The 18,265-nt window shown below is 71.7% G+C and carries 19 protein-coding genes; 15 read left to right on the forward strand and 4 right to left on the reverse strand.

Going from position 1 to position 18,265, the window contains the following annotated elements:
- Positions 1 to 9: 9 nt before the first annotated feature.
- Entirely contained in the window at positions 10 to 945 is a 936-nt protein-coding gene (locus tag BMH31_RS06195; RefSeq protein ID WP_099723280.1) for a LysR family transcriptional regulator ArgP, read from the reverse strand.
- Between the two features lie 91 nt (positions 946 to 1,036).
- Here BMH31_RS06195 and BMH31_RS06200 point away from each other — a divergent pair, with 91 nt between their 5' ends.
- The 4 genes from BMH31_RS06200 to codB all read left to right on the forward strand — a co-directional run bounded on the left by BMH31_RS06200 (position 1,037) and on the right by codB (position 4,462).
- Positions 1,037 to 1,651, forward strand: a complete 615-nt coding sequence (locus BMH31_RS06200) for a LysE/ArgO family amino acid transporter (protein WP_099723279.1) — start codon at positions 1,037 to 1,039, stop codon at positions 1,649 to 1,651.
- A gap of 105 nt (positions 1,652 to 1,756) precedes the next feature.
- Positions 1,757 to 2,632, forward strand: coding sequence for a CPBP family intramembrane glutamic endopeptidase (locus tag BMH31_RS06205; protein WP_099723278.1), 876 nt, complete (start codon positions 1,757 to 1,759; stop codon positions 2,630 to 2,632).
- Positions 2,619 to 3,128, forward strand: a complete 510-nt coding sequence (locus BMH31_RS06210; RefSeq protein WP_099723277.1) for a nucleoside deaminase — start codon at positions 2,619 to 2,621, stop codon at positions 3,126 to 3,128. The genes BMH31_RS06205 and BMH31_RS06210 overlap by 14 nt, the downstream gene beginning before the upstream one ends.
- On the forward strand, positions 3,125 to 4,462 hold the full coding sequence (gene codB / locus BMH31_RS06215; RefSeq protein ID WP_099723276.1) for a cytosine permease: 1,338 nt from the start codon (positions 3,125 to 3,127) through the stop codon (positions 4,460 to 4,462). The genes BMH31_RS06210 and codB overlap by 4 nt, the downstream gene beginning before the upstream one ends.
- 60 nt (positions 4,463 to 4,522) lie before the next feature.
- On the opposite strand, the gene BMH31_RS06220 is transcribed toward codB, so the two are convergent.
- The gene (locus BMH31_RS06220) at positions 4,523 to 5,572 is read right to left on the reverse strand and encodes a beta-eliminating lyase-related protein (RefSeq protein ID WP_099723327.1); all 1,050 of its coding nucleotides are present in this window, start codon (positions 5,570 to 5,572) and stop codon (positions 4,523 to 4,525) included.
- Positions 5,573 to 5,705: 133 nt separating this feature from the next.
- Here BMH31_RS06220 and BMH31_RS06225 point away from each other — a divergent pair, with 133 nt between their 5' ends.
- From BMH31_RS06225 to BMH31_RS06265, 9 genes are all read left to right on the forward strand, one after another.
- On the forward strand, positions 5,706 to 7,214 hold the full coding sequence (locus tag BMH31_RS06225; RefSeq protein WP_143469796.1) for an NnrS family protein: 1,509 nt from the start codon (positions 5,706 to 5,708) through the stop codon (positions 7,212 to 7,214).
- Positions 7,215 to 7,304: 90 nt separating this feature from the next.
- On the forward strand, positions 7,305 to 8,228 hold the full coding sequence (locus BMH31_RS06230) for an ABC transporter ATP-binding protein (protein WP_099723273.1): 924 nt from the start codon (positions 7,305 to 7,307) through the stop codon (positions 8,226 to 8,228).
- Positions 8,225 to 9,088 (forward strand): ABC transporter permease, encoded by an 864-nt coding sequence (locus BMH31_RS06235; RefSeq protein ID WP_099723272.1) that lies wholly within the window; start codon positions 8,225 to 8,227, stop codon positions 9,086 to 9,088. The genes BMH31_RS06230 and BMH31_RS06235 overlap by 4 nt, the downstream gene beginning before the upstream one ends.
- 34 nt (positions 9,089 to 9,122) lie before the next feature.
- A complete protein-coding gene (locus BMH31_RS06240; RefSeq protein ID WP_099723271.1) occupies positions 9,123 to 10,379 on the forward strand; it encodes a sensor histidine kinase in 1,257 nt (418 codons plus the stop codon).
- A complete protein-coding gene (locus tag BMH31_RS06245; protein WP_099723270.1) occupies positions 10,376 to 11,023 on the forward strand; it encodes a response regulator transcription factor in 648 nt (215 codons plus the stop codon). The genes BMH31_RS06240 and BMH31_RS06245 overlap by 4 nt, the downstream gene beginning before the upstream one ends.
- Before the next feature lie 130 nt (positions 11,024 to 11,153).
- Positions 11,154 to 11,570 (forward strand): GntR family transcriptional regulator, encoded by a 417-nt coding sequence (locus BMH31_RS06250; RefSeq protein WP_099723269.1) that lies wholly within the window; start codon positions 11,154 to 11,156, stop codon positions 11,568 to 11,570.
- Complete coding sequence (locus tag BMH31_RS06255) at positions 11,567 to 12,520, forward strand: ABC transporter ATP-binding protein (protein ID WP_099723268.1); 954 nt, start codon at positions 11,567 to 11,569, stop codon at positions 12,518 to 12,520. The genes BMH31_RS06250 and BMH31_RS06255 overlap by 4 nt, the downstream gene beginning before the upstream one ends.
- Positions 12,517 to 13,227 (forward strand): hypothetical protein, encoded by a 711-nt coding sequence (locus BMH31_RS06260; RefSeq protein ID WP_099723267.1) that lies wholly within the window; start codon positions 12,517 to 12,519, stop codon positions 13,225 to 13,227. The genes BMH31_RS06255 and BMH31_RS06260 overlap by 4 nt, the downstream gene beginning before the upstream one ends.
- Positions 13,228 to 13,322: 95 nt before the next feature.
- Positions 13,323 to 13,976, forward strand: a complete 654-nt coding sequence (locus BMH31_RS06265) for a LysE family translocator (RefSeq protein WP_099723266.1) — start codon at positions 13,323 to 13,325, stop codon at positions 13,974 to 13,976.
- A gap of 88 nt (positions 13,977 to 14,064) precedes the next feature.
- Here BMH31_RS06265 and BMH31_RS06270 read toward each other — a convergent pair whose 3' ends face one another.
- Positions 14,065 to 14,955, reverse strand: coding sequence for a PfkB family carbohydrate kinase (locus tag BMH31_RS06270; protein WP_099723265.1), 891 nt, complete (start codon positions 14,953 to 14,955; stop codon positions 14,065 to 14,067).
- Positions 14,952 to 15,869, reverse strand: a complete 918-nt coding sequence (locus BMH31_RS06275) for a pseudouridine-5'-phosphate glycosidase (protein ID WP_099723264.1) — start codon at positions 15,867 to 15,869, stop codon at positions 14,952 to 14,954. The genes BMH31_RS06270 and BMH31_RS06275 overlap by 4 nt, the downstream gene beginning before the upstream one ends.
- 199 nt (positions 15,870 to 16,068) lie before the next feature.
- Here BMH31_RS06275 and BMH31_RS06280 point away from each other — a divergent pair, with 199 nt between their 5' ends.
- Together BMH31_RS06280 and BMH31_RS06285 are read left to right on the forward strand one after the other, a co-directional pair.
- Positions 16,069 to 17,175 (forward strand): LacI family DNA-binding transcriptional regulator, encoded by a 1,107-nt coding sequence (locus tag BMH31_RS06280; protein WP_158234916.1) that lies wholly within the window; start codon positions 16,069 to 16,071, stop codon positions 17,173 to 17,175.
- Positions 17,172 to 18,194: a BMP family ABC transporter substrate-binding protein gene (locus tag BMH31_RS06285; RefSeq protein WP_158234917.1), complete on the forward strand. Its 1,023-nt coding sequence runs from the start codon at positions 17,172 to 17,174 to the stop codon at positions 18,192 to 18,194. The genes BMH31_RS06280 and BMH31_RS06285 overlap by 4 nt, the downstream gene beginning before the upstream one ends.
- The last annotated feature ends 71 nt before the right edge of the window (positions 18,195 to 18,265 follow it).

Below are 18,265 nucleotides of genomic sequence, written 5' to 3' on the forward strand. Positions count from 1 at the left end.
GGGTTCAGGCTATCGGGCGGTGCGAGCCGGCCCTGCGGTGCCCGGTGCGGTGCCCGCCTGAGATCCGAGCGCCGCCGCGGCCTCCTCCGCGATGATCGCGCTCAGCCGGTCGAGCACGGGGGAGCGCAGGTTCCAGCGCTGCCAGTAGAGCGGCAGGGCGACCGGCCTGCCGGGGTCGAGCTCGACCACGCGCCCGTCGGCGATCGCGTCACGGCACTGCAGCTCGGGCACCATGCCCCAGCCCATGCCGAGCTCGATGGCGTGCAGGAACTCGGCCGACGACGGGATGAAGTGCCGGGGCGGGCTGAGGGGCGCGCGGGTGTGCCGGCGGATGAAGCGCTGCTGGAACACGTCGTGCCGATCGAACTCGATCTGCGGCGCCACCCGCAGCGCCTCGGCGGTGAGGCCGCCCGCGAAGTGCTCCGCGGCGAACTCCGGCGCCGCCACGGCGAGGTAGCGATCCACGACCACCCGCGTCGAGCTGCACCCGGGCACCGCCTCCTTGGTCGACGTGAGCCCCGCCATCGCCGCGCCGCGGCGCAGCAGCTCGGTCGAGACGGTCTCGTCGGCGCGCAGCACCTCGAAGCGCGCGTCGGTCTCGCGCGCAGCCCGGGCGAGCGCGGGCACCACCCAGGTCGCGAGCGAGTCGGCGTTCACCACCAGCGGGATCGCGGTGCCGCCCGTCGGCCCGCCCGAGAGTTCGCGCGCGACGTCGTCGACGATGCGCTCCAACTGGCGCGCGGCCCGCAGCACCGCGGTGCCGGCCTCGGTCACCGCGATGGGCCGCGTGCGCTGCAGCAGCACGGACCCGGTGCGGCGCTCCATGCCGCTGAGCCGCTGGCTGATGGCCGAAGGCGTGACGTGCAGCTGCCGTGCCGCCCCCTCGAGGCTGCCCTCGTCGACGATCGCGGCGAAGGTACGCAGGTGCTCGACGGGGAGGTCCATGAGGGCATCTTAAGCAGAACTGAAGCAGCATGAGAATCATGAGGCACGCTCAATTGGATTCTCGGGCGTCCACGGCCCTAGCGTCGACTCCATGATCCTTCCCTTCCTCGTCGGCATCGGCAGCGGCCTCTCGCTCATCATGGCCATCGGCGCGCAGAACGCGTTCGTGCTGCGCCAGGGCATCCGCCGCGAGCACGTGCTGCCCGTGGTGCTCATCTGCGGGCTCACCGACGCCGTGCTCGAGTTCGCCGGCGTCGCCGGGATCGGGTTCGTCGTCGAGCGCGCGCCGCTCGTGCTCGAGATCGTGCGCTGGGGCGGCGTGCTGTTCCTGCTCTGGTACGCCTGGACCGCGTTCCAGCGCGCCCGCAGGCCCGAGGTGCTCGTCGCGGGCGAGGGCAGCGGGGGATCCCTGCGCCGCACCGTGCTCGCCTGCCTGGCGATCACCTGGCTGAACCCGCACGTCTACCTCGACACGATGGTGCTCATGGGGTCGATCGGCAACGCCCAGGGCGACCCCGGCAAGTGGTGGTTCGTGGCCGGCGGGGCGCTCGCGAGCATCGTCTGGTTCGCCCTGATCGGCTACGGCGCCCGCGCCCTCACCCGATTCTTCGCGACGCCGAAGTCGTGGCGGATCCTCGACGGGGTGGTCGCCGTGACCATGCTCGTGATCGCCGCCCGCCTCGCCTTCGGCGGGATCGGGGTGTAACCGCGCGGAACGTCGCGAATCAGATGCTCGCCGCGGTGCCTGTGCGCTCGCTATCCTGAGCGCATCGGGCGGCTCACCGCCGAGGTCGCATCGGAGGGGAGAGCGATGGCCGAGCAGGGGGAGCGCGCCGGAACCGGTGCCTGGGCGGGGTTCTGGAACCGGGGAAGCTGGTGGAAGGCGCTGCTGGCCGCCGCCGTCTACCTGGGGCTCTACGAGGGGGCGGGTCTGCTCATCGGCCCGGTCTGGGGCGCGGACGTCGATCCGAACCCGTTCGCGAACGCCCAGAGCGTGCTCGTCGCGCTCGTCGCCCCGCTGGTCGTCGGTGCGATCCTGCTGGTGGCGTTCCTCGGCTCGTTGCGCTGGTTCCCCGCGCTGTTCGGTCGGCAGCCGATCCGCGGCGGTCGGTGGATGTGGATCGCGGTCGTCATCCTGCTGCTGCCGATCGTGCTGCGCCTCATCGGCATCGACTACGGCTCGTACGCCGCAGGCGTCGTGCCGCTGACCTTCCTCGCGGGCCTGCTCATCGGCTTCACCGAAGAGCTCCTCACGCGCGGCATCGCGGTCAAGATCCTGCGCGACGCGGGGCACGGCGAGCTCGCCGTCGCCGTGATCTCCTCGGCGCTGTTCGCGCTCCTGCACTCCGTCAACCTGCTGACCGGGCAGCCGATCGGGACGGTGCTGCTCACCATCGGCTACGCGTTCGCATTCGGGGTGCTGATGTACCTCGTGCTGCGGGTCACCGGGTCGCTCATCTGGCCGATCATCATCCATGGCCTGACCGACCCGACCACCTTCCTCTCGACCGGCGGTATCGACGTCGCCGCGAGCGGTCCCCAGAACGCGCTCCTCGTGCTCGCGGGCCCGTTCAACTTCGTCATCATGGCCTTCGCCGTGATCGCGCTCTGCTGCATCCGGGGACGCGTCGGAGCGCCCGGCGGGGGCGGACGCGGCCGGTACGATGGGATGCATGCAGCTGAATGACGACGACCGCCGATTCCTCGACCTCGCGATCGAGCAGGCGAGGATCGGCTGGGCCGAGGGCGGCGTGCCCATCGGCGCCGCGCTCGTGCACTTCGGCGCCGACGGTCCCGAGGTGCTCGCCGTCGGGCGCAACCGGCGGGTGCAGATGGGCAGCGCGATCCGTCACGGCGAGACCGACTGCCTCGAGAACGCCGGGCGCCTCCCCGCGAGCGTCTACCGCAACAGCGTGCTCTACACGACCCTGTCGCCCTGCACGATGTGCGCGGGCACCGCGATCCTCTACGACATCCCGCGCGTCGTGATCGGCGAGAACCGCAGCTTCGAGGCCTCCGAGGAGTGGCTGCGCTCGAAGGGCACCGAGCTCGTCGTCGTCGACGACGCCGAGTGCATCGGCCTCATGAACCGCATGATGAGCGAGCGCCCCGAGATCTGGGCGGAAGACATCGGCGTCGAGACCTCCGACCTCGAGGGCGCTGCCGGCGAGGCCCGCGCGTGAGCGCCGGCTCGACCGGCACCCAGCAGACCACCGACGCGCAGGCGGGATCGGCCCCGGTCGATCCCGACTACCCCGTCACGCCCGTGCCGCAGCACGCGCGCAAGGGCTTCTTCTCGCTCATGGTGGTGCTGCTCGGCTTCACGATCTTCACGCCGACGATGCTGGCCGGCGCTTCGCTCGGCAAGGCCTTCGGCCTGAGCGAGCTGCTCGTCGTGATCGCGCTCGGCTCGGCCGTGCTCGGCACCTACGTGGCCGTACTGGGCTGGATCGGCGCCCGCACCGGCCTCACCACGGTCGTGATGGCGCGGTACACCCTCGGCACCCGCGGGTCGAAGCTCGCCTCGGTGCTGCTCGGCGGCACGCAGATCGGCTGGTACGGCGTCGTCGTCGGCACCATCGGCGAGCTGACCGCGCAGGCGTTCGGCTGGGAATCGTACGCCGCGAAGGCCGCAGTGATGATCGTCGTCAGCGCGCTCATGTGCGCGACCGCGGTCTACGGGTACCGCGGCATGTACTGGGTGTCGCTCATCTCGACGCCGCTCATCCTGATCCTCGCCTTCTGGGTGATGTTCCGCTCCCTCGACGAGGTCGGCGGCTGGGCTGGACTCGCGGCGATCCACCCGAGCGGATCGATGCCCGTCGCGGTCGCCGTGACCGCGGTCGTCGGCACGTTCGTCTCGGCGGGCACGCAGGCCCCCAACTGGACCCGCTTCGGCCGCAGCGGCGGCCAGGCGGTGCTCGCCTGCGTCGTCGGCTTCCTCGTCGGCAACGGCCTCATGATCTTCTTCGGCGCGATCGGCGCGATCACCTTCGGCGAGGGCGACTTCGTGCTCGTGCTGTTCAACCTCGGCATGATCGGCTGGGGCTTGTTCCTGCTGTTCGGCAACCTGTGGAAGTCGAACGCCGACGCCGCCTACTCGTTCGGCGTCGCGGGTGCGGAGCTCTTCAACCGGCCGAGCAAGACCCGCTTCGTGATCTTCGGATCCGTCATCGGCACCGTGCTCGCGCTCGTCGGCGTGCACCAGCACCTGCCGCAGTACCTCGGCCTGCTCGGCACGTTCATCCCGCCGCTCGGCGGCGTGATCATCGGCGACTATCTCGCCCGGTGGCGGCGCACGCAGATGCCCGAGGGAGAGGCGCTGCCGCGCTTCAACTGGGTGAACCTCGGCGTGTACGTCGTCGCCTGCGCCGCGGCGTGGGTGTCGGGCCAGTTCTCCTTCGGGATCCCACCGGTCATCGGGATCGCGGTCGCGCTCCTGCTCTCGGTCGCGCTGTCGAAGTTCGGGCCGCAGCGCCCGCTGGCGGGCGTCACGCGGACGATCGCGATCGACTGAGCGGGTACGCCCGCGGTCGCGCTCTCGGCGTCCGGGGTCTCCCGCGGCGATCCCCGCGAGCTACCCCGCGAGCAGCGCCAGCAGTGCGTCGACGTCCTCGGGCGTCGTGTCCCACGCGCACATGAGCCGGAAGAGGCCGGGACGGCCGGGCCACTCCGAGAAAGCGTAGCGCGTGCGGGCCCGCGCCGCGGCCTCGGCTGGTAGCAGCGCGAACACCCCGTTCGACTCGACCGGGAACGCGAGCGCGAAACCCGGATCCTGCGCGCCGAGCGCGGCGATACCGGCTCCGAGCCGCGCGGCCATCGCGTTCGCGTGCGCCGCCGAACGGTGCCAGAGGTCCCCCTCGTAGAGCGCCAGGAGCTGCGCGGAGGCGAAGCGCATCTTCGACGCGAGCTGCAGGTTGATCTTGCGCAGGTACGGCATGCCGGGTGTCGCGCCCGGCCGCAGTACGATGACGGCCTCCGCGCCGATCAGGCCGTTCTTGGTGCCGCCGAGGCTCAGCAGATCGACGCCGGCCTCGGCGGTCGTCGCCGCGAGGGAGGTGCCCAGATACGCGGACGCGTTGCCGAGGCGGGAACCGTCGACGTGCAGCAGCATGCCGTGGGCGTGCGCCTGCGCGGCGAGCGCAGCGACCTCGTCGGCGGAGTACGAGGTGCCGAACTCGGTCGACTGCGAGATCGATACGGCGAGCGGTTCAGCGCGGTGCTCGTTGCCCCAGCCCCAGGCCTGCTGCGCGACGAGCTCGGGCGTGAGCTTGCCGTCGGACGTCTCGACCGTGAGCAGCTTGAGCCCGCCCGTCTTCTCGGGAGCTCCGGTCTCGTCGGTGGCGATGTGCGCGGTCGCCGCGCAGATCACCGCGCCCCAGCGGGGGAGCGCTGCCTGCAGCGCGAGCACGTTCGCCCCCGTGCCGTTGAAGACGGGGTACGCCTGGGCCGAGGTGCCGAACAGCTCCTTCGCGAGACCCTGGAACCGGGCCGTCCACGCGTCGCCGCCGTACGCGGGCGCGTGCCCGACGTTCGCGGCGGCCAGCGCGGCGAGTGCCTCGGGGTGAGCGCCGGCCCAGTTGTCGGAGGCGAAGCTCGCCGGGTGCGCGGCGGGATCGGTGCTGATGGCGGGAGCGCTCGGGCGGCTCTGCGGGGCGCGGTTCTGAGGGTCGGTCACCTCGTCAGCCTAGCCCTGCGACCCGAACAGACCCGGACCGGCCCGGTCGCGCCCCTCGTGCCCTCCGGGTAGGGTGGCGGCGATGATGGATCGAGCGAAGCTCATCAGGATCGCCTGGAGGGCGGCGGTGCCGGTCGCGGTGCTGTTCTTCGCGGTGCTGGCCTGGGGCGCGGCTCCGGAGGGCACCGGCGCGACGGCGTTCATGGGGATCCTCGGCCTCGTGCTCGGCGCAGCGCTGTTCCGCTGGCGGCCGGGCCCGCTCTGGGCGCGCTTCCTGCTCGTCGCCGGCGTGCCCGGTCTCATCGCGATCCCGCTCTCGCTCTCCCTCGTGTCACGAGGCCAGTGGATCGCGCCGCTGGCGCTGCTGCCCGCGGCGACGGTCGGCGCGTGGATCCACGCGCTGCGGGAACGACGGCTCGGGGTGCCTCGGCGCGTGCTCGCCGCCGACTGGGCCGGCGCCGAGATGGTCGGCGAGGCGCGCGAGGGCGGGCTGCGTTTCGACACCCGTGCGCTGCTCGCGAAGCCGCCGCGCGCCGAGGTCGTCGCGATGCGCCGCGCGGTCCCCGAGGCCGACGATCCGGCGCGGCGATTCCAATTCGGGCTGTTCTCGTTCGTGGCCTGGGTGGTGATGCCGGTCGGACTGTTCGCCATGGGATTCGGCATGGTGCAGCAGGCGCGCAGCGGCGATGGCGACACGGTGCCGCAGCTGCTCGGCATGTCGGCGATACTGTCGCTCATGCTGCTCGCGGCGGGGATCCTGATGGTCTTCACGACCGCCGGGCGGAGCCGGATGACCCGGGCCGCCGACCTCGTGCGCCTCGACCGCTTCGGACGCGCCAACGGGATGCGACTGGTGCCGCAGCGGGGCGCCGATCGGAGCGGGCTGCGCGAGCTCTCGCGAGTGCTCGTCGGCCGGCTGCGCCGCCCGGTGCTGCTCGCGAACTCGGTGCTGACGAGCCGCACCGGCCACGACGGGTACGCGCAGTTCAGCGGGATCTGCGAGGTCGAGCTGGCGGTTCCCCTACCGAACATCTGGCTGCGCGCCCGGCAGGATCGCGCGCCCGTGCTCTCGGCGTACACCGCCCCGGCGCGCTCGCAGATCCTGTCGCTCGAGGGCGACTTCGACCGGTATTTCGAGCTGTACTGCCCGGCGGGCTACGAGCGCGACGCGCTGTACCTCTTCACCCCCGACGTGATGGCCTGGCTGATCGACGACGTCGGCGGTTTCGACGTCGAGCTCATCGACAACCGCATGGTGCTGCGCACCCGGGGCGACCTCGTGACATTCGATCCGGCGGACTGGCATCGGCTCGCGCTCGCGCTCGGGGCGCTCGATGCGCGCATCGTGCAGTGGGAGCGGTGGCGCGACGACCGGGTCGCCGCGGAGGATCCGGCGGCGCGCCTCGTGCGCGGCGTCGAGGAGCCGCGCGCGGACGGGACCGGCGCGGGGCCCGCGACCGGATCGGCTTCGGGTCCGGTCGTCGGCGCGGGCGGGCGGCGCCTCCGGCGCGGGATCGGGGCCGGCCTCGTCTTCGCGCTCGGGTACGGCGCGATCTATCTGCTGCTCACCGTGCTCGCCAACCTGAGGTAGTCCCATCCACCGACCGGTGGATGCGGGGCCCGCGAAAGATCAGCCGGTCGGGCGCTGCCGCCGGGAGGCGCGGGCGGCGATCCTGGAACCATGAGCAGAACCGGAACACTCCGCACGGGCAGCGCGCCGGCCATCGCCGTGCGCGGCCTCGGCAAGCAGTACGGCGGGCGCCCGATCCTCGACGGCGTCGACCTCGAGATCGGGCGCGGCGAGACGTACGCGCTGCTCGGGCCGAACGGCGCGGGCAAGAGCACCACGATCGAGATCCTCGAGGGGATCAGAAAGCCGGATCGCGGCGAGGTGCGGGTGCTGGGGGAGGACCCGCTGACCGCATCACGATCATGGCGTGCACGGATCGGCATCGTGGCGCAGAGCACCGGGGACCTGGGCCCGTACACGCCGCGCGAGCTCCTCGCGCACTTCGGGTCGTTCTCCCCCGATCCGCGCGGAGTCGACGAGGTGCTCGACCTGGTCGGGCTCACCGAGCAGGCCGGCCGCCGCGCGAGCAGGATGTCGGGCGGGCAGCAGCGACGGCTCGATGTCGCGCTCGGCATCGTCGGGCGTCCCGAACTCCTGTTCCTCGACGAGCCGACGACCGGGTTCGATCCCGAAGCGCGGCGCCATTTCTGGGACATGCTCGCGGGACTCACCGGTTCGGGCACGTCGATCCTGCTGACGACGCACTACCTCGACGAAGCCGCGCACCTGGCCGACCGGGTCGGGGTGGTGACGGGCGGTCGGATCGTGGCCGAGGCGTCTCCGGGCGAACTCGGCGGTGCCGAGGCCCGGGTTCCGCTCGTGAGCTGGAGGGACTCCTCGGGAACGATCCGGGAGGAGCGGACTGCGGCCCCGGCCGCGCTCGTCTCGCGCCTGGCGGCGGGGGCCGTCGAAGCGGGAGTGCCCGGTGGCGAACCGCAGGACCTCGAAGTGCGGAGACCTTCGCTCGAGGAGATCTATCTGGGCCTCATCGCGGCGGATTCCGCGGCGGCCCCCGAACCGGGAACGGAATCATGACCGCGATCCAGGCATCCGTACGCACGCTCGGAACGGGGCGGAGGACCGCCCCGGGCATCCTCCGCGCGGGCGTCTCGTCCATCCGGTTCGAGCTGCGCGGGTACTTCCGTACGCCCGACACCGTCTTCTTCACCTTCCTCTTCCCGGTCCTGATGCTCGGGATCTTCGGGGTGGCCTTCGATTCGGTGGGCGAGGTCGGGGCTCGGCCCGACGGCACCGGGGGCATCTCGATGGCGGCCTACTACCTGCCGGGGATGATCGCAGCCGGCCTGCTGCTCACCGGCGTGCAGAATCTCGCGGTCGACATCGCCCGGGAGAAGGGCGACGGGTGGTTGCGTCGGCTCGGAGGCACCCCGCTGTCCCCGGTGTCGTACTTCATCGGCAAGGGCGGGATGATCCTCGTCACTTCCGTCCTCCAGCTCGCGCTGCTCCTGGCGTTCGCCGCGATCGTGCTGGGCGTCGCGCTGCCGACGGATCCCACGCTCTGGCTGCGTTTCGCGTGGATCTACGTGCTCGGGATCGTCACCATGACGCTGCTCGGCATCGCACTGTCATCGGTACCGCGGTCGCCGCGCAGCGCGACGGCGGTCGTGCTGCCGATCGTGCTGCTGCTGCAGTTCATCTCGGGCGTCTATCTGCAGTTCTCGATGCTGCCCGAGTGGCTGCAGAACCTCGCCTCGCTGTTCCCGCTGAAGTGGTTGGCGCAGGGCATGCGGAGCGTGTTCCTGCCCGAGCACTTCGCCGGGGCCGAGCTCTCCGGTTCGTGGGATCTCTGGCTCGTCGCCATCAACCTCGGGGCGTGGCTCGCGGCGGGCCTGGTGCTGAGCATCGTGACGTTCCGCTGGATCCGGCGTTCGTGAGACCGTGGGTCGGGAGCCGTGAGAGGGTGAGAGCATGAGCGAGATCGGAGCGGTGCGCCGCGGGCCGCTGCTGTGGTGGGACCTCGGCATCTCGGCGACGCTCGCGGTCATGGCGACCATCGGCCTGTTCGAGATCTTGCTCAGCGATCCACCGCTCGAACCAGCGGAGAGCTGGAGCATCGTCGCGGCTCCCGCGGTGTTCGCCCTCTGGTACGTGCTGCTCGGTCGGGCGGCACTGCGGCGCGCGATCCTCGAGCGCGTGGCGCGGCCCGCCGACTTCGTCTTCCTGCTCGGGATGATCGCGATCATCGCGGCGGCCACGGCGGTGTTCGCGAACTACGCCACGCTGCAGACGATCGGCTACCCCGTGATCTGGACCATCGTCGCGCGCTACCGCTCGGCGATCATCTGGAGCGCCGGGCTGGCGCTCGCCGTCGGGGCGGGGTTCATCGGCGTCTTCACGCGCTTCGGCGTCAGCGGGGGCGTCGGGGCCGCCGTCGCGATCGCCCTCATCTCGTTCGCGTTCGCGGTGGTCATGGGCACCTGGATCACGCGCATCTTCGCTCAGGGCGAGCGGTACCGCGCCCTGGCGGAGGAGCTCCGCCGATCGCAGGCCGAGGTCGCCGAGCTCTCCGAGGCCGCCGGTGCGGCGTCGGAGCGCGAACGCCTCTCGCGCGAGCTCCACGACACGCTGACGCAGACGCTCGCGGGGCTCGTGATGCTGAGCGAGCAGGCGGAACGCGCGCTCGCTGCCGGGGATCCGGAGCGCGCGGCGGATCGGATCGTGCGGGTGGGCTCGGCGGCGCGGGACGCGGTCGCCGAGGCACGTGCGCTCGTGGCGACGACGCAGCCGCTCGGGGACGGCGGCCTCGAGGCCGCGATCGGACGGCTCGCCGCGCGGCTCAGGGTCGATGCCGGGGTGCGGGTCGACTGCGAACTGCTGCCGCCCGAGCTCGATCGCGAGCGCCAGGTCGTCCTGCTGCGCGCGGCGCAGGAGGGGATGTCGAACGCGCGGAAGCACGCCGGTGCGTCGTGGGTCGCGGTGTCGCTGAGCTCGGCGGCCGAGGGCGGAGCGGTGCTGGTGGTCGACGACGACGGCGTCGGTCCGGCGGGAACCGCGAGCCGCGCCCGCGGGACCGACGGGACCGCCGGGGCTTCGGGCGGCTTCGGCCTCACCGGGCTGGCGGATCGTGTGCGCGCGGTCGGCGGCGAAGTGCGCTTCGGCGCGCGACCGGGCGGGGGAGCCCGACTCGAGGTCCGATTGCGGCCGGTCGCGGAGGGTGCGGCATGATCCGGGTGCTGGTGGTCGACGACCACCCCATCGTGCGCGCGGGGATCGTCGGCCTGCTCGACACCGAACCGGATTTCGAGGTCGTCGGCGAGGGTGCGTCCGGCGAGGACGCCGTGCGACTCGCGGCCTCGCTCGCCCCCGATGTGGTGCTGATGGATCTGCGGATGCCGGGCATCGGCGGGGTCGAGGCCACGCGACGTCTCATCGCGGAGGCCGGGGGTGCGGCGCCGAGGGTCCTGGTCTTCACGACGTACGAGGACGATGACCAGATCCTCGCAGCGATCGAGGCGGGGGCCGGCGGATACCTGGTCAAGGCCGCTCCGGCCGCGGAGCTGGCAGCCGGGATCCGGGCCGTGGCCGCGGGCCAGACGGTGCTCGCGCCATCGATCGCGGCCGCGCTGGTGGCGCGAGCGACCGGCGAGCCCGGGAACCGGGCGGCGGGGGAGCCCAGTCCGCGTCTCACCGCGCGCGAGACCGAGATCCTGGCGCTCGTCGCCGAAGGGCTCAGCAACCCGGGCATCGCGGAGCGCCTCACGATCGGCGAGTCGACCGTGAAGACGCACCTGCTGCACGTCTTCGAGAAGCTCGGAGTGTCGGATCGCACGCGGGCCGTGACCCGCGCGATGGAGCTCGGCATCATCTGAGCGGGCATCGTTCTCGCCCGGGCCGTTCCCGATTCCTGCTGCGCGCGTCGGGGGCTTGACAGCCCCCGCATCGGTGCATAGGTTCATTAGTGAAGTAACGAACCAATGAAGAACCGAAGAGGAGGCGCCCGTGTTCGACGATTCGCGGCCGATCTTCGTGCAGCTCGCCGATCGGATCTCCGACGACATCCTCCGCGGCACCTACGCCGAGGAGTCGCAGGTGCCCTCGACCAACGAGCTCGCGGCGTTCCTGCGCATCAACCCGGCGACCGCCGGCAAGGCGCTCAATCTCCTCGTCGACGACGGCGTGCTCTTCAAGAAGCGCGGCATCGGCATGTTCGTCTCGCCCGGAGCCAAGCGGCTCATCGGCGGCCGACGGCACGAGAGTCTCATCGCGGGGTACGTCGATCCGCTCCTCGAGGAAGCCGCCGCACTGGGGCTCGCGCCCGACGCCGTGCTCGACCTCGTCTCCCGCCGCAGCGCCGAGCGCGCGGGCACCCCCGCAGACACCGCATCCGACCCCCACACTACGGAGGCAACGCCATGACCGCATCGACGCAGAACGCGATCGAAGTCCGCTCGCTGACCCGCACCCACGGGTCCGTCCGCGCCCTCGACGACGTCACCCTCGCCTTCCGGCGCAATACCATCACCGGGCTGCTCGGCCGCAACGGCGCCGGCAAGACCAGCCTCATGTCCATCCTCTCGGCGCAGGATCGCCAGACCTCGGGCACGGTGCTCGTCGATGGCGAACCGCCCTTCGAGCACGCCCGCGTGGTCGAGCGCATGTGCTTCATCCGCGACAACCAGCGGTACCCCGACGACTACAAACTGAAGCACGTGCTGCGCGGCGCCCGCATCGGGTTCCCCGAGTGGGATCAGGCCCTCGCGGACGAGCTGGTCTCGCTGTTCCGGATCCCCGAGAAGCCGGTCGTGAAGAAGTTCTCGCGCGGCCAGCTGTCGGCGCTCGGGATCGTGATCGGGCTCGCCTCGCGCGCGCCGATCACGTTCTTCGACGAGCCCTACCTCGGCCTCGACGCGACGGCGCGCACGCACTTCTACGACGTGCTGCTGCGCGACTACGCCGAGCACCCGCGCACGATCGTCCTGTCAACCCACCTCATCGACGAGATGGAGCAGCTGCTCGAGCGGGTGGTGATCCTCGACCGCGGACGCCTGCTGCGCGACGCCGACGTCGACGAGCTGCGCGGGGCCGCGCACCAGGTCACGGGCCGTGACGCCGACGTCGCCGCCTACGCCGAGGGCCGCAGCGTGCTCAGCCGGCACCGCATCGGGGGACTCGCGACGGCCGTGATCGACGGCCAGCCGAGTGCTCAGGATCGTGCCGCTGCCGCCGAGCGCGGCGTCGATATCGGCTCGGTCGGACTGCAGGAGCTCGTGGCCGCCTACGGCTTCGACGGCGCCGACACCCCCACCGAGCGGCCGGACGCAGACACCGCCCGCCCCGCCACTATCGCGAACGGAGTCCGCTCATGAACCGCATCGGCAAGGTCATCCGCCTGCACCTCAACAAGCCCTCGACGATGTTCGTCGCACCTCTCTCGATCGTGCTCCTGGTCCTGGTGATCTCGGCGCTGATCGCGCTCGCACTGCAGCGCGGCGGGCTCGATCCGAGCTCGCCCGGTTACGCGACCGGAGCCCGATACAACTCGGGCATGCTGTGGTCGCTCCCCGGCTTCCTCGTCTACTACGGGGTGCAGGCGGTCGCCACCACGTTCCCGTTCGCGACGGCCACCGGCAGCACCCGCCGCTCGTACGTGCTCGGCACGGCGATCGCGAACCTGATCCAGTCGGCGTTCATCACGGCGATCATGCTGGCGCTGCTCGGCATCGAGCTGGCCACCGGACACTGGTTCATGAACGTCTACGCCCTCGACGTCAACGGCCTGGGCGCCGGCAACCCGCTCGTGCTCGCGCCGGTGGTGTTCCTCGGCACCTTCACCCTGCTCAGCGTCGGCGGCCTGTTCGGAGCGATCTGGCTCCGCTTCGGCCCGAAGGGGCCCACGGTGCTCGGCCTCCTCCTCGGTCTCGCGGTCGCCCTCTCGGTGCTGCTGCTCGCGCCGCAGCTCGGCGAGATCATCCCGGCGATCACGGGCGGGATCCTCGCGGGGGTCGCGGTGGCGGTCGCCGCGGTCGCACTCGTCGGCACCTGGCTGTCGATGCGCCGCACCTCGGTGCGCTGACCGGCGCCGCACCGCGCCGAACGGCGGGGCCTCCTCGACCGGAGTCCCCGCCGTTCGCCGTTCCGCGTCCGGTCCATCCCGCCTACACTGCTGCAATGACGATCCTCCAGGCGCTGCTGTCGTTCTCCGTCGTCGCGATGCTGCTCACGATCCTGCCGGGCATCGACAGCTCGCTCGTGCTGCGGCAGGCGCTCGTGCGCGGGCGGGGCACCGCCATCGCGACGGGCGTCGGGATCTGCCTCGGATCCTTCGTGTGGGGAGTCGCCGCAGCGGTCGGCGCCGCCGCGCTGCTCGCCGCCTCCGAGCTCGCGTACCGCATGGTGACCTGGCTGGGCGCGGCCTACATGATCGTGCTCGGCGGGACCCTGCTGTGGAAGGCGATCTTCGCGAAGCGCCACGGTGCCGCGGCGCAGGCCGCGACCGCCGAGCCGAGCACCGTGCCCGCATCGCCCTGGCGTGCGGGTCTCGTCGGCCTCGCCTCGAACCTCGCGAACCCCAAGGTCGGAGTCTTCTACGTCGCGACCATCCCGCAGTTCATCCCGCACGGCGCCTCGCCCGTGCTGATGGGGCTCGCGCTCGCCGCCGTGCACGCGGTCCTCACGGTCGTCTGGTTCGGCGTGCTCATCGTGCTCGCCACCTACGCGTCCCGCTGGCTGCGCCGCCCGAAGACGATCCGCGCGATCGACGGGGTCACGGGCACGGTGCTCGTCGGCTTCGGCGCGAAGCTCATCGCCTCGCCGACGGCCTAGAAGAGCTCCGCCGGGCCGGGCCCGAAATGCCCCGGCAGTCGCCCGGCGCCGGTCCGATCGTGCGGGGCGCGACCGGACCGGCGGCGGATCAGACCGTGACGTGCGCGCCGGGCTGCCCGAGCACCCGCGCGGCCGCGGCGATGCCGCGCTGCGCAGCCGCGGCCGGGTCCGCGCCGTCCGCGACGGCGAGCAGGAAGCCCGCGGCGAAGTGGTCGCCGGCGCCCGTGGTGTCGGTCACCTCGCCGATGGGCGGCACGGCGACCTCGACGCGCTCGGCGCCCGTGCGGATCACGACGGGGTCGCCGCCGTGCTTGATCACGACCGTGCGGCCCGCGGGCGGGTCGACGAGATCGAGCCCGAGCAGCGCGGCCTCGTCGTCGTTCGCGAACACGAGCTGCGGGCCGATCTCGTCGAGGATCCCGCGCACCCGCTCGGCGCCCAGCCAGGTGATGAGCCCGGCCGACGAGGCGTCGACGCTGACGGGGATCTCTCGCCGGGTCGCCTCGGCGCAGAGGCCGTGGAACACCGCGGCCTCCGGCGTCGTCTCGAAGCCGTAGAGGGGCACGTGCAGGCGCGATGCGCCGTCGAGCCAGCTCGGGTCGAAGGGCTCGACCTCCTTCGCGGTCGCGCGGTCGGGCAGCATGGTGCGCTCGCCCGAGCGGTCGATCAGGATCACGATCGTGCCCGTCGTGCCGGCGACCTGCGCCCGCGTCTCGACCCCGACCCGCTCGAGGTCGGATACGAGCCGCTCGCCGACGCCGTCGTCGCCCACGCGGGTCAAGAGCCGGGGGCGTCCGCCGTGCACGGCGAGCGCCGTGGCGACGTTCGCCGCGCTCCCGCCCCGCACCCGGAAGATCCGGGACCGGGTGTCGGTGCCGTAGGCGATGTCGTCGTCGGCCCACACCACGATGTCCTCGACGAGGTCGCCGGCGACCGCGATCACGGGTGCGCCCGCGCCGCCGTTCATCGCGGTGCTCATTCCGAGAGCGCGCTCAGCGACAGCGCGATCTGCGCACCGAGGTCGACGTTGCCCCGGTAGGCGGCGAGGTTCGCCGCCATGCTCTCGCCGCCGGTCGACTTCGCGAAGTAGTCGAGCAGGAACGGGGTCGAGTCGTGACCGTGGATCCCGTTCTCGTCGGCCGCCGAGAGCGCCTCGGCGAGCACGCGGTCGTGCAGCTCGGGCGAGAGCTGCAGGTCTGCCGAGACGGGGTTCGCGACGAGCAGCGTCGAGTCGATGCCGAGGGCGTCGCGGGCCACGGCGATGCGCGCGGCCTCCTCGGGGGAATCGATCGAGTACTCGATGTCAAAGCCGGAGTCCGCGACGTAGAAGCCGGGGTAGTCGGTCGTGCCGTAGCCGACGACCGAGAGGTTCAGGGTCTCGAGGCGCTCGAGGGTGAGACCGATGTCGAGGATCGACTTCACGCCGGCGCTGACGACGACGAGGGGGAGGCCCGCGAGGGTGCCGAGGTCGGCGGACTCGTCGAAGGTGGTCTCGGCGCCGCGGTGCACGCCGCCGAGGCCGCCGGTCGAGAAGACGCGCACGCCCGCCTGCACGGCGAGGTAGGCGGTCGCCGCGACGGTGGTACCGGCGCTGAGGCCCTTCGCGACCGCGATGGGCAGATCGCGCAGGCTGGCCTTGACCGCGGAGTCGTCGCGCGAGAGGCCGACGAGCTCGTCGGTCGAGAGGCCGACGGTGGGCACGCCGTTCACGACACCGATGGTCGCCGGCACCACGCCCGCGGCACGCACGCGCTCCTCGGTCTCGAGGGCGAGCTCCTCGTTGGCCGGGCGGGGGAGCCCGTGCGTCAGGATCGTGGACTCGAGCGCGAGCACCGGGCGCCCGTCGCGCACCGCCTCGCGGACCTCGTCGGAGACACGTACCGCATTCGTCATTTCTGCTGCCCTTCGTCGCGCATGTGATCGGAAATGTCCACCATATGGAGCGCGGAGCTCCGGGGGCAAGAGGGGCGCCAGGTTGCGGTTCGATAACGGAGATTGACGTGCGACGCGCGCGGGTATTCACTGATCTCCAGTGTTGAAACCCGCGTAACATGCCTGCGAACACGATGAAGTGCGGAAAGGGGTGGGTGCTGTGGTCGGACGAGTCGACGTCGCGCGCCTCGCCGGGGTGAGCCCGGCCGTGGTGTCGTACGTGCTGAACGATTCCCACCCGGTCGCCCCCGCGACGCGCGAGCGCGTGGTCGCCGCCATCGACGAGCTCGGCTACCGGCCCAACGCCCTGGCCCGCAGCCTCGCCACGGCGCGCACGCACACCCTCGGCCTCCTGCTCCCCGAGTCGGCCAATCCCTACTTCGCGAGGCTGTCCTCCGCGATCGAGGATGCGGCGTTCGAGGCCGGCTTCGCGGTGCTCCTCGGCAACGGCGTCGACAGCGCGGCCCGTGAGCTCGGTTATGTCCGCGCGTTCCTCGACCGCCGTGTGGACGGCATCATCGCCGTGCCGGGCGGCGACTTCGCGGAGGGCTGGCGCGAACTGCAGGCGGCCAAAGTGCCCGCGGTCTCGCTCGACCGCCTGCAGGCCGGCATCGATCTGCCGTCGGTCGTCGTCGACAACGCCGGCGGCGCTCGGGTCGCGACCGAGCACCTCATCGGGCACGGCCGCACGCGGATCGCCTGCCTCACCGGCGGCGAAGGGCTCTCGTCGGCCCAGGAACGCGTGATCGGCTGGCGCGGCGCGCTCGCCGACGCCGGGCTGCCGGTCGACGACCAGCGCCTCGCCTTCACCCCCTTCAGCGTCGAGGCCGGCCACGCCGCCACCCTCGAGCTGCTCGCGCGCGACCCCGAGATCGACGCGATCTTCGCCGGCTCCGACACCCAGGCGGTCGGCACGCTGCGCGCGCTCGCCGATGTCGGCCTGCGTGCGGGCGAGGACGTCGCGATCGTGAGCTTCGACGGCACGCCGATCAGCGACTACACGACTCCGCGTCTCACCACGGTGGTGCAGCCCTACGCCGAGATCGCGACGGAGGTGGTGCGCATGCTGCTCACCCTCATCGAGGATCCCGAGCAGGACCGCAGCCGACTGCACCGCGTGCTGCCGACCACGCTGCTGCGGCGCGACACCTGCGGATGCGGCCCCGCCGCCCGCGCCGACGCGGACGGCGCGCTCGCGCTCGCCGGCACCTCGGCCCCCACGACTCGAATCGAACAGAACCAGACGGAACCGAAGGAGTTTCTATGAGAAAGCACATCACTGGCGCCGTGGCCATCGCCGCGGTCGCCGCACTCGCCCTCAGCGGCTGCAGCTCGTCGGGCGGCGGCGGCGACAAGGGCGGCGACAAGTCGTACGCCGTCGCCAACGTCGTCAACGGAAACCTGGGCGACCAGGGCTTCTTCGACGACTCCGAGACCGGCATGACCGAGCTCAAGAAGATGGGCGTCGACACCAAGACGCTGCAGGCCGACGCGGGCAACCAGTCGCAGTGGAAGGCCAACGTCGAGTCGGTCTCGACCGGAAAGTACAACCTCGTCGTCGTCGGCACCTGGCAGATGAACGACATCCTGTCGGCCGCGGCGAAGAAGTTCCCGAAGCAGCACTACGTGATCTACGACTCCGCGGTCGAGGCGCCCAACGTGGCCTCGATCCAGTACGCGCAGAACGAGGGCTCGTTCCTCGCCGGCGTGGTCGCCGCGTCGACGGTCAAGAACCAGACCGGCCTCGCGAAGGGCTCGAAGAGCGTCGGCTTCGTCGGCGGCCAGGACGCGCCCCCGATCACCGACTTCCTCGCGGGCTTCGAAGCCGGCGTGAAGGCGGTCGATCCCAGCATCGAGGTCCAGAAGGCCACCGTCGGCGACTTCGTGAACTCGACCAAGGCCTACGACCAGGCCACGGCGATGTACCAGAAGGGCGCGGGCGTGGTCTACGCGGTCGCCGGCCAGGCCGGTCTCGGCGTGCTGAAGGCGTCGAAGGACTCGAACAGGTTCTCGATCGGCGTCGACAGCAACCAGAACCAGATCCAGCCGGGCCACGTGCTCGCCTCGATGCGCAAGTTCATCGGCAACTCGATCGTCACCGCGGTCAAGGCCGATCAGAAGGGCGAGCTGAAGTTCGGCGAGACCACGACCTACGACCTCAAGAACAAGGGCGTGGGCCTCGACTTCGAGAACAACGGCGACCTCGTGCCCGCCGAAGTGGTCAAGGCGGTCGAGGACTACACCGCCAAGATCGTCTCGGGCGAGATCACGGTCCCCAAGGGCTGATCCCCTCCCCGGTCGGCGACCGGTCGATCCTCGGATCGACCGGTCGCCGACCGCCACCCGCTTTCAATTCG

Source organism: Leucobacter sp. OLIS6 (genome assembly GCF_002752355.1).
Taxonomy (GTDB): Bacteria; Actinomycetota; Actinomycetes; order Actinomycetales; family Microbacteriaceae; genus Leucobacter.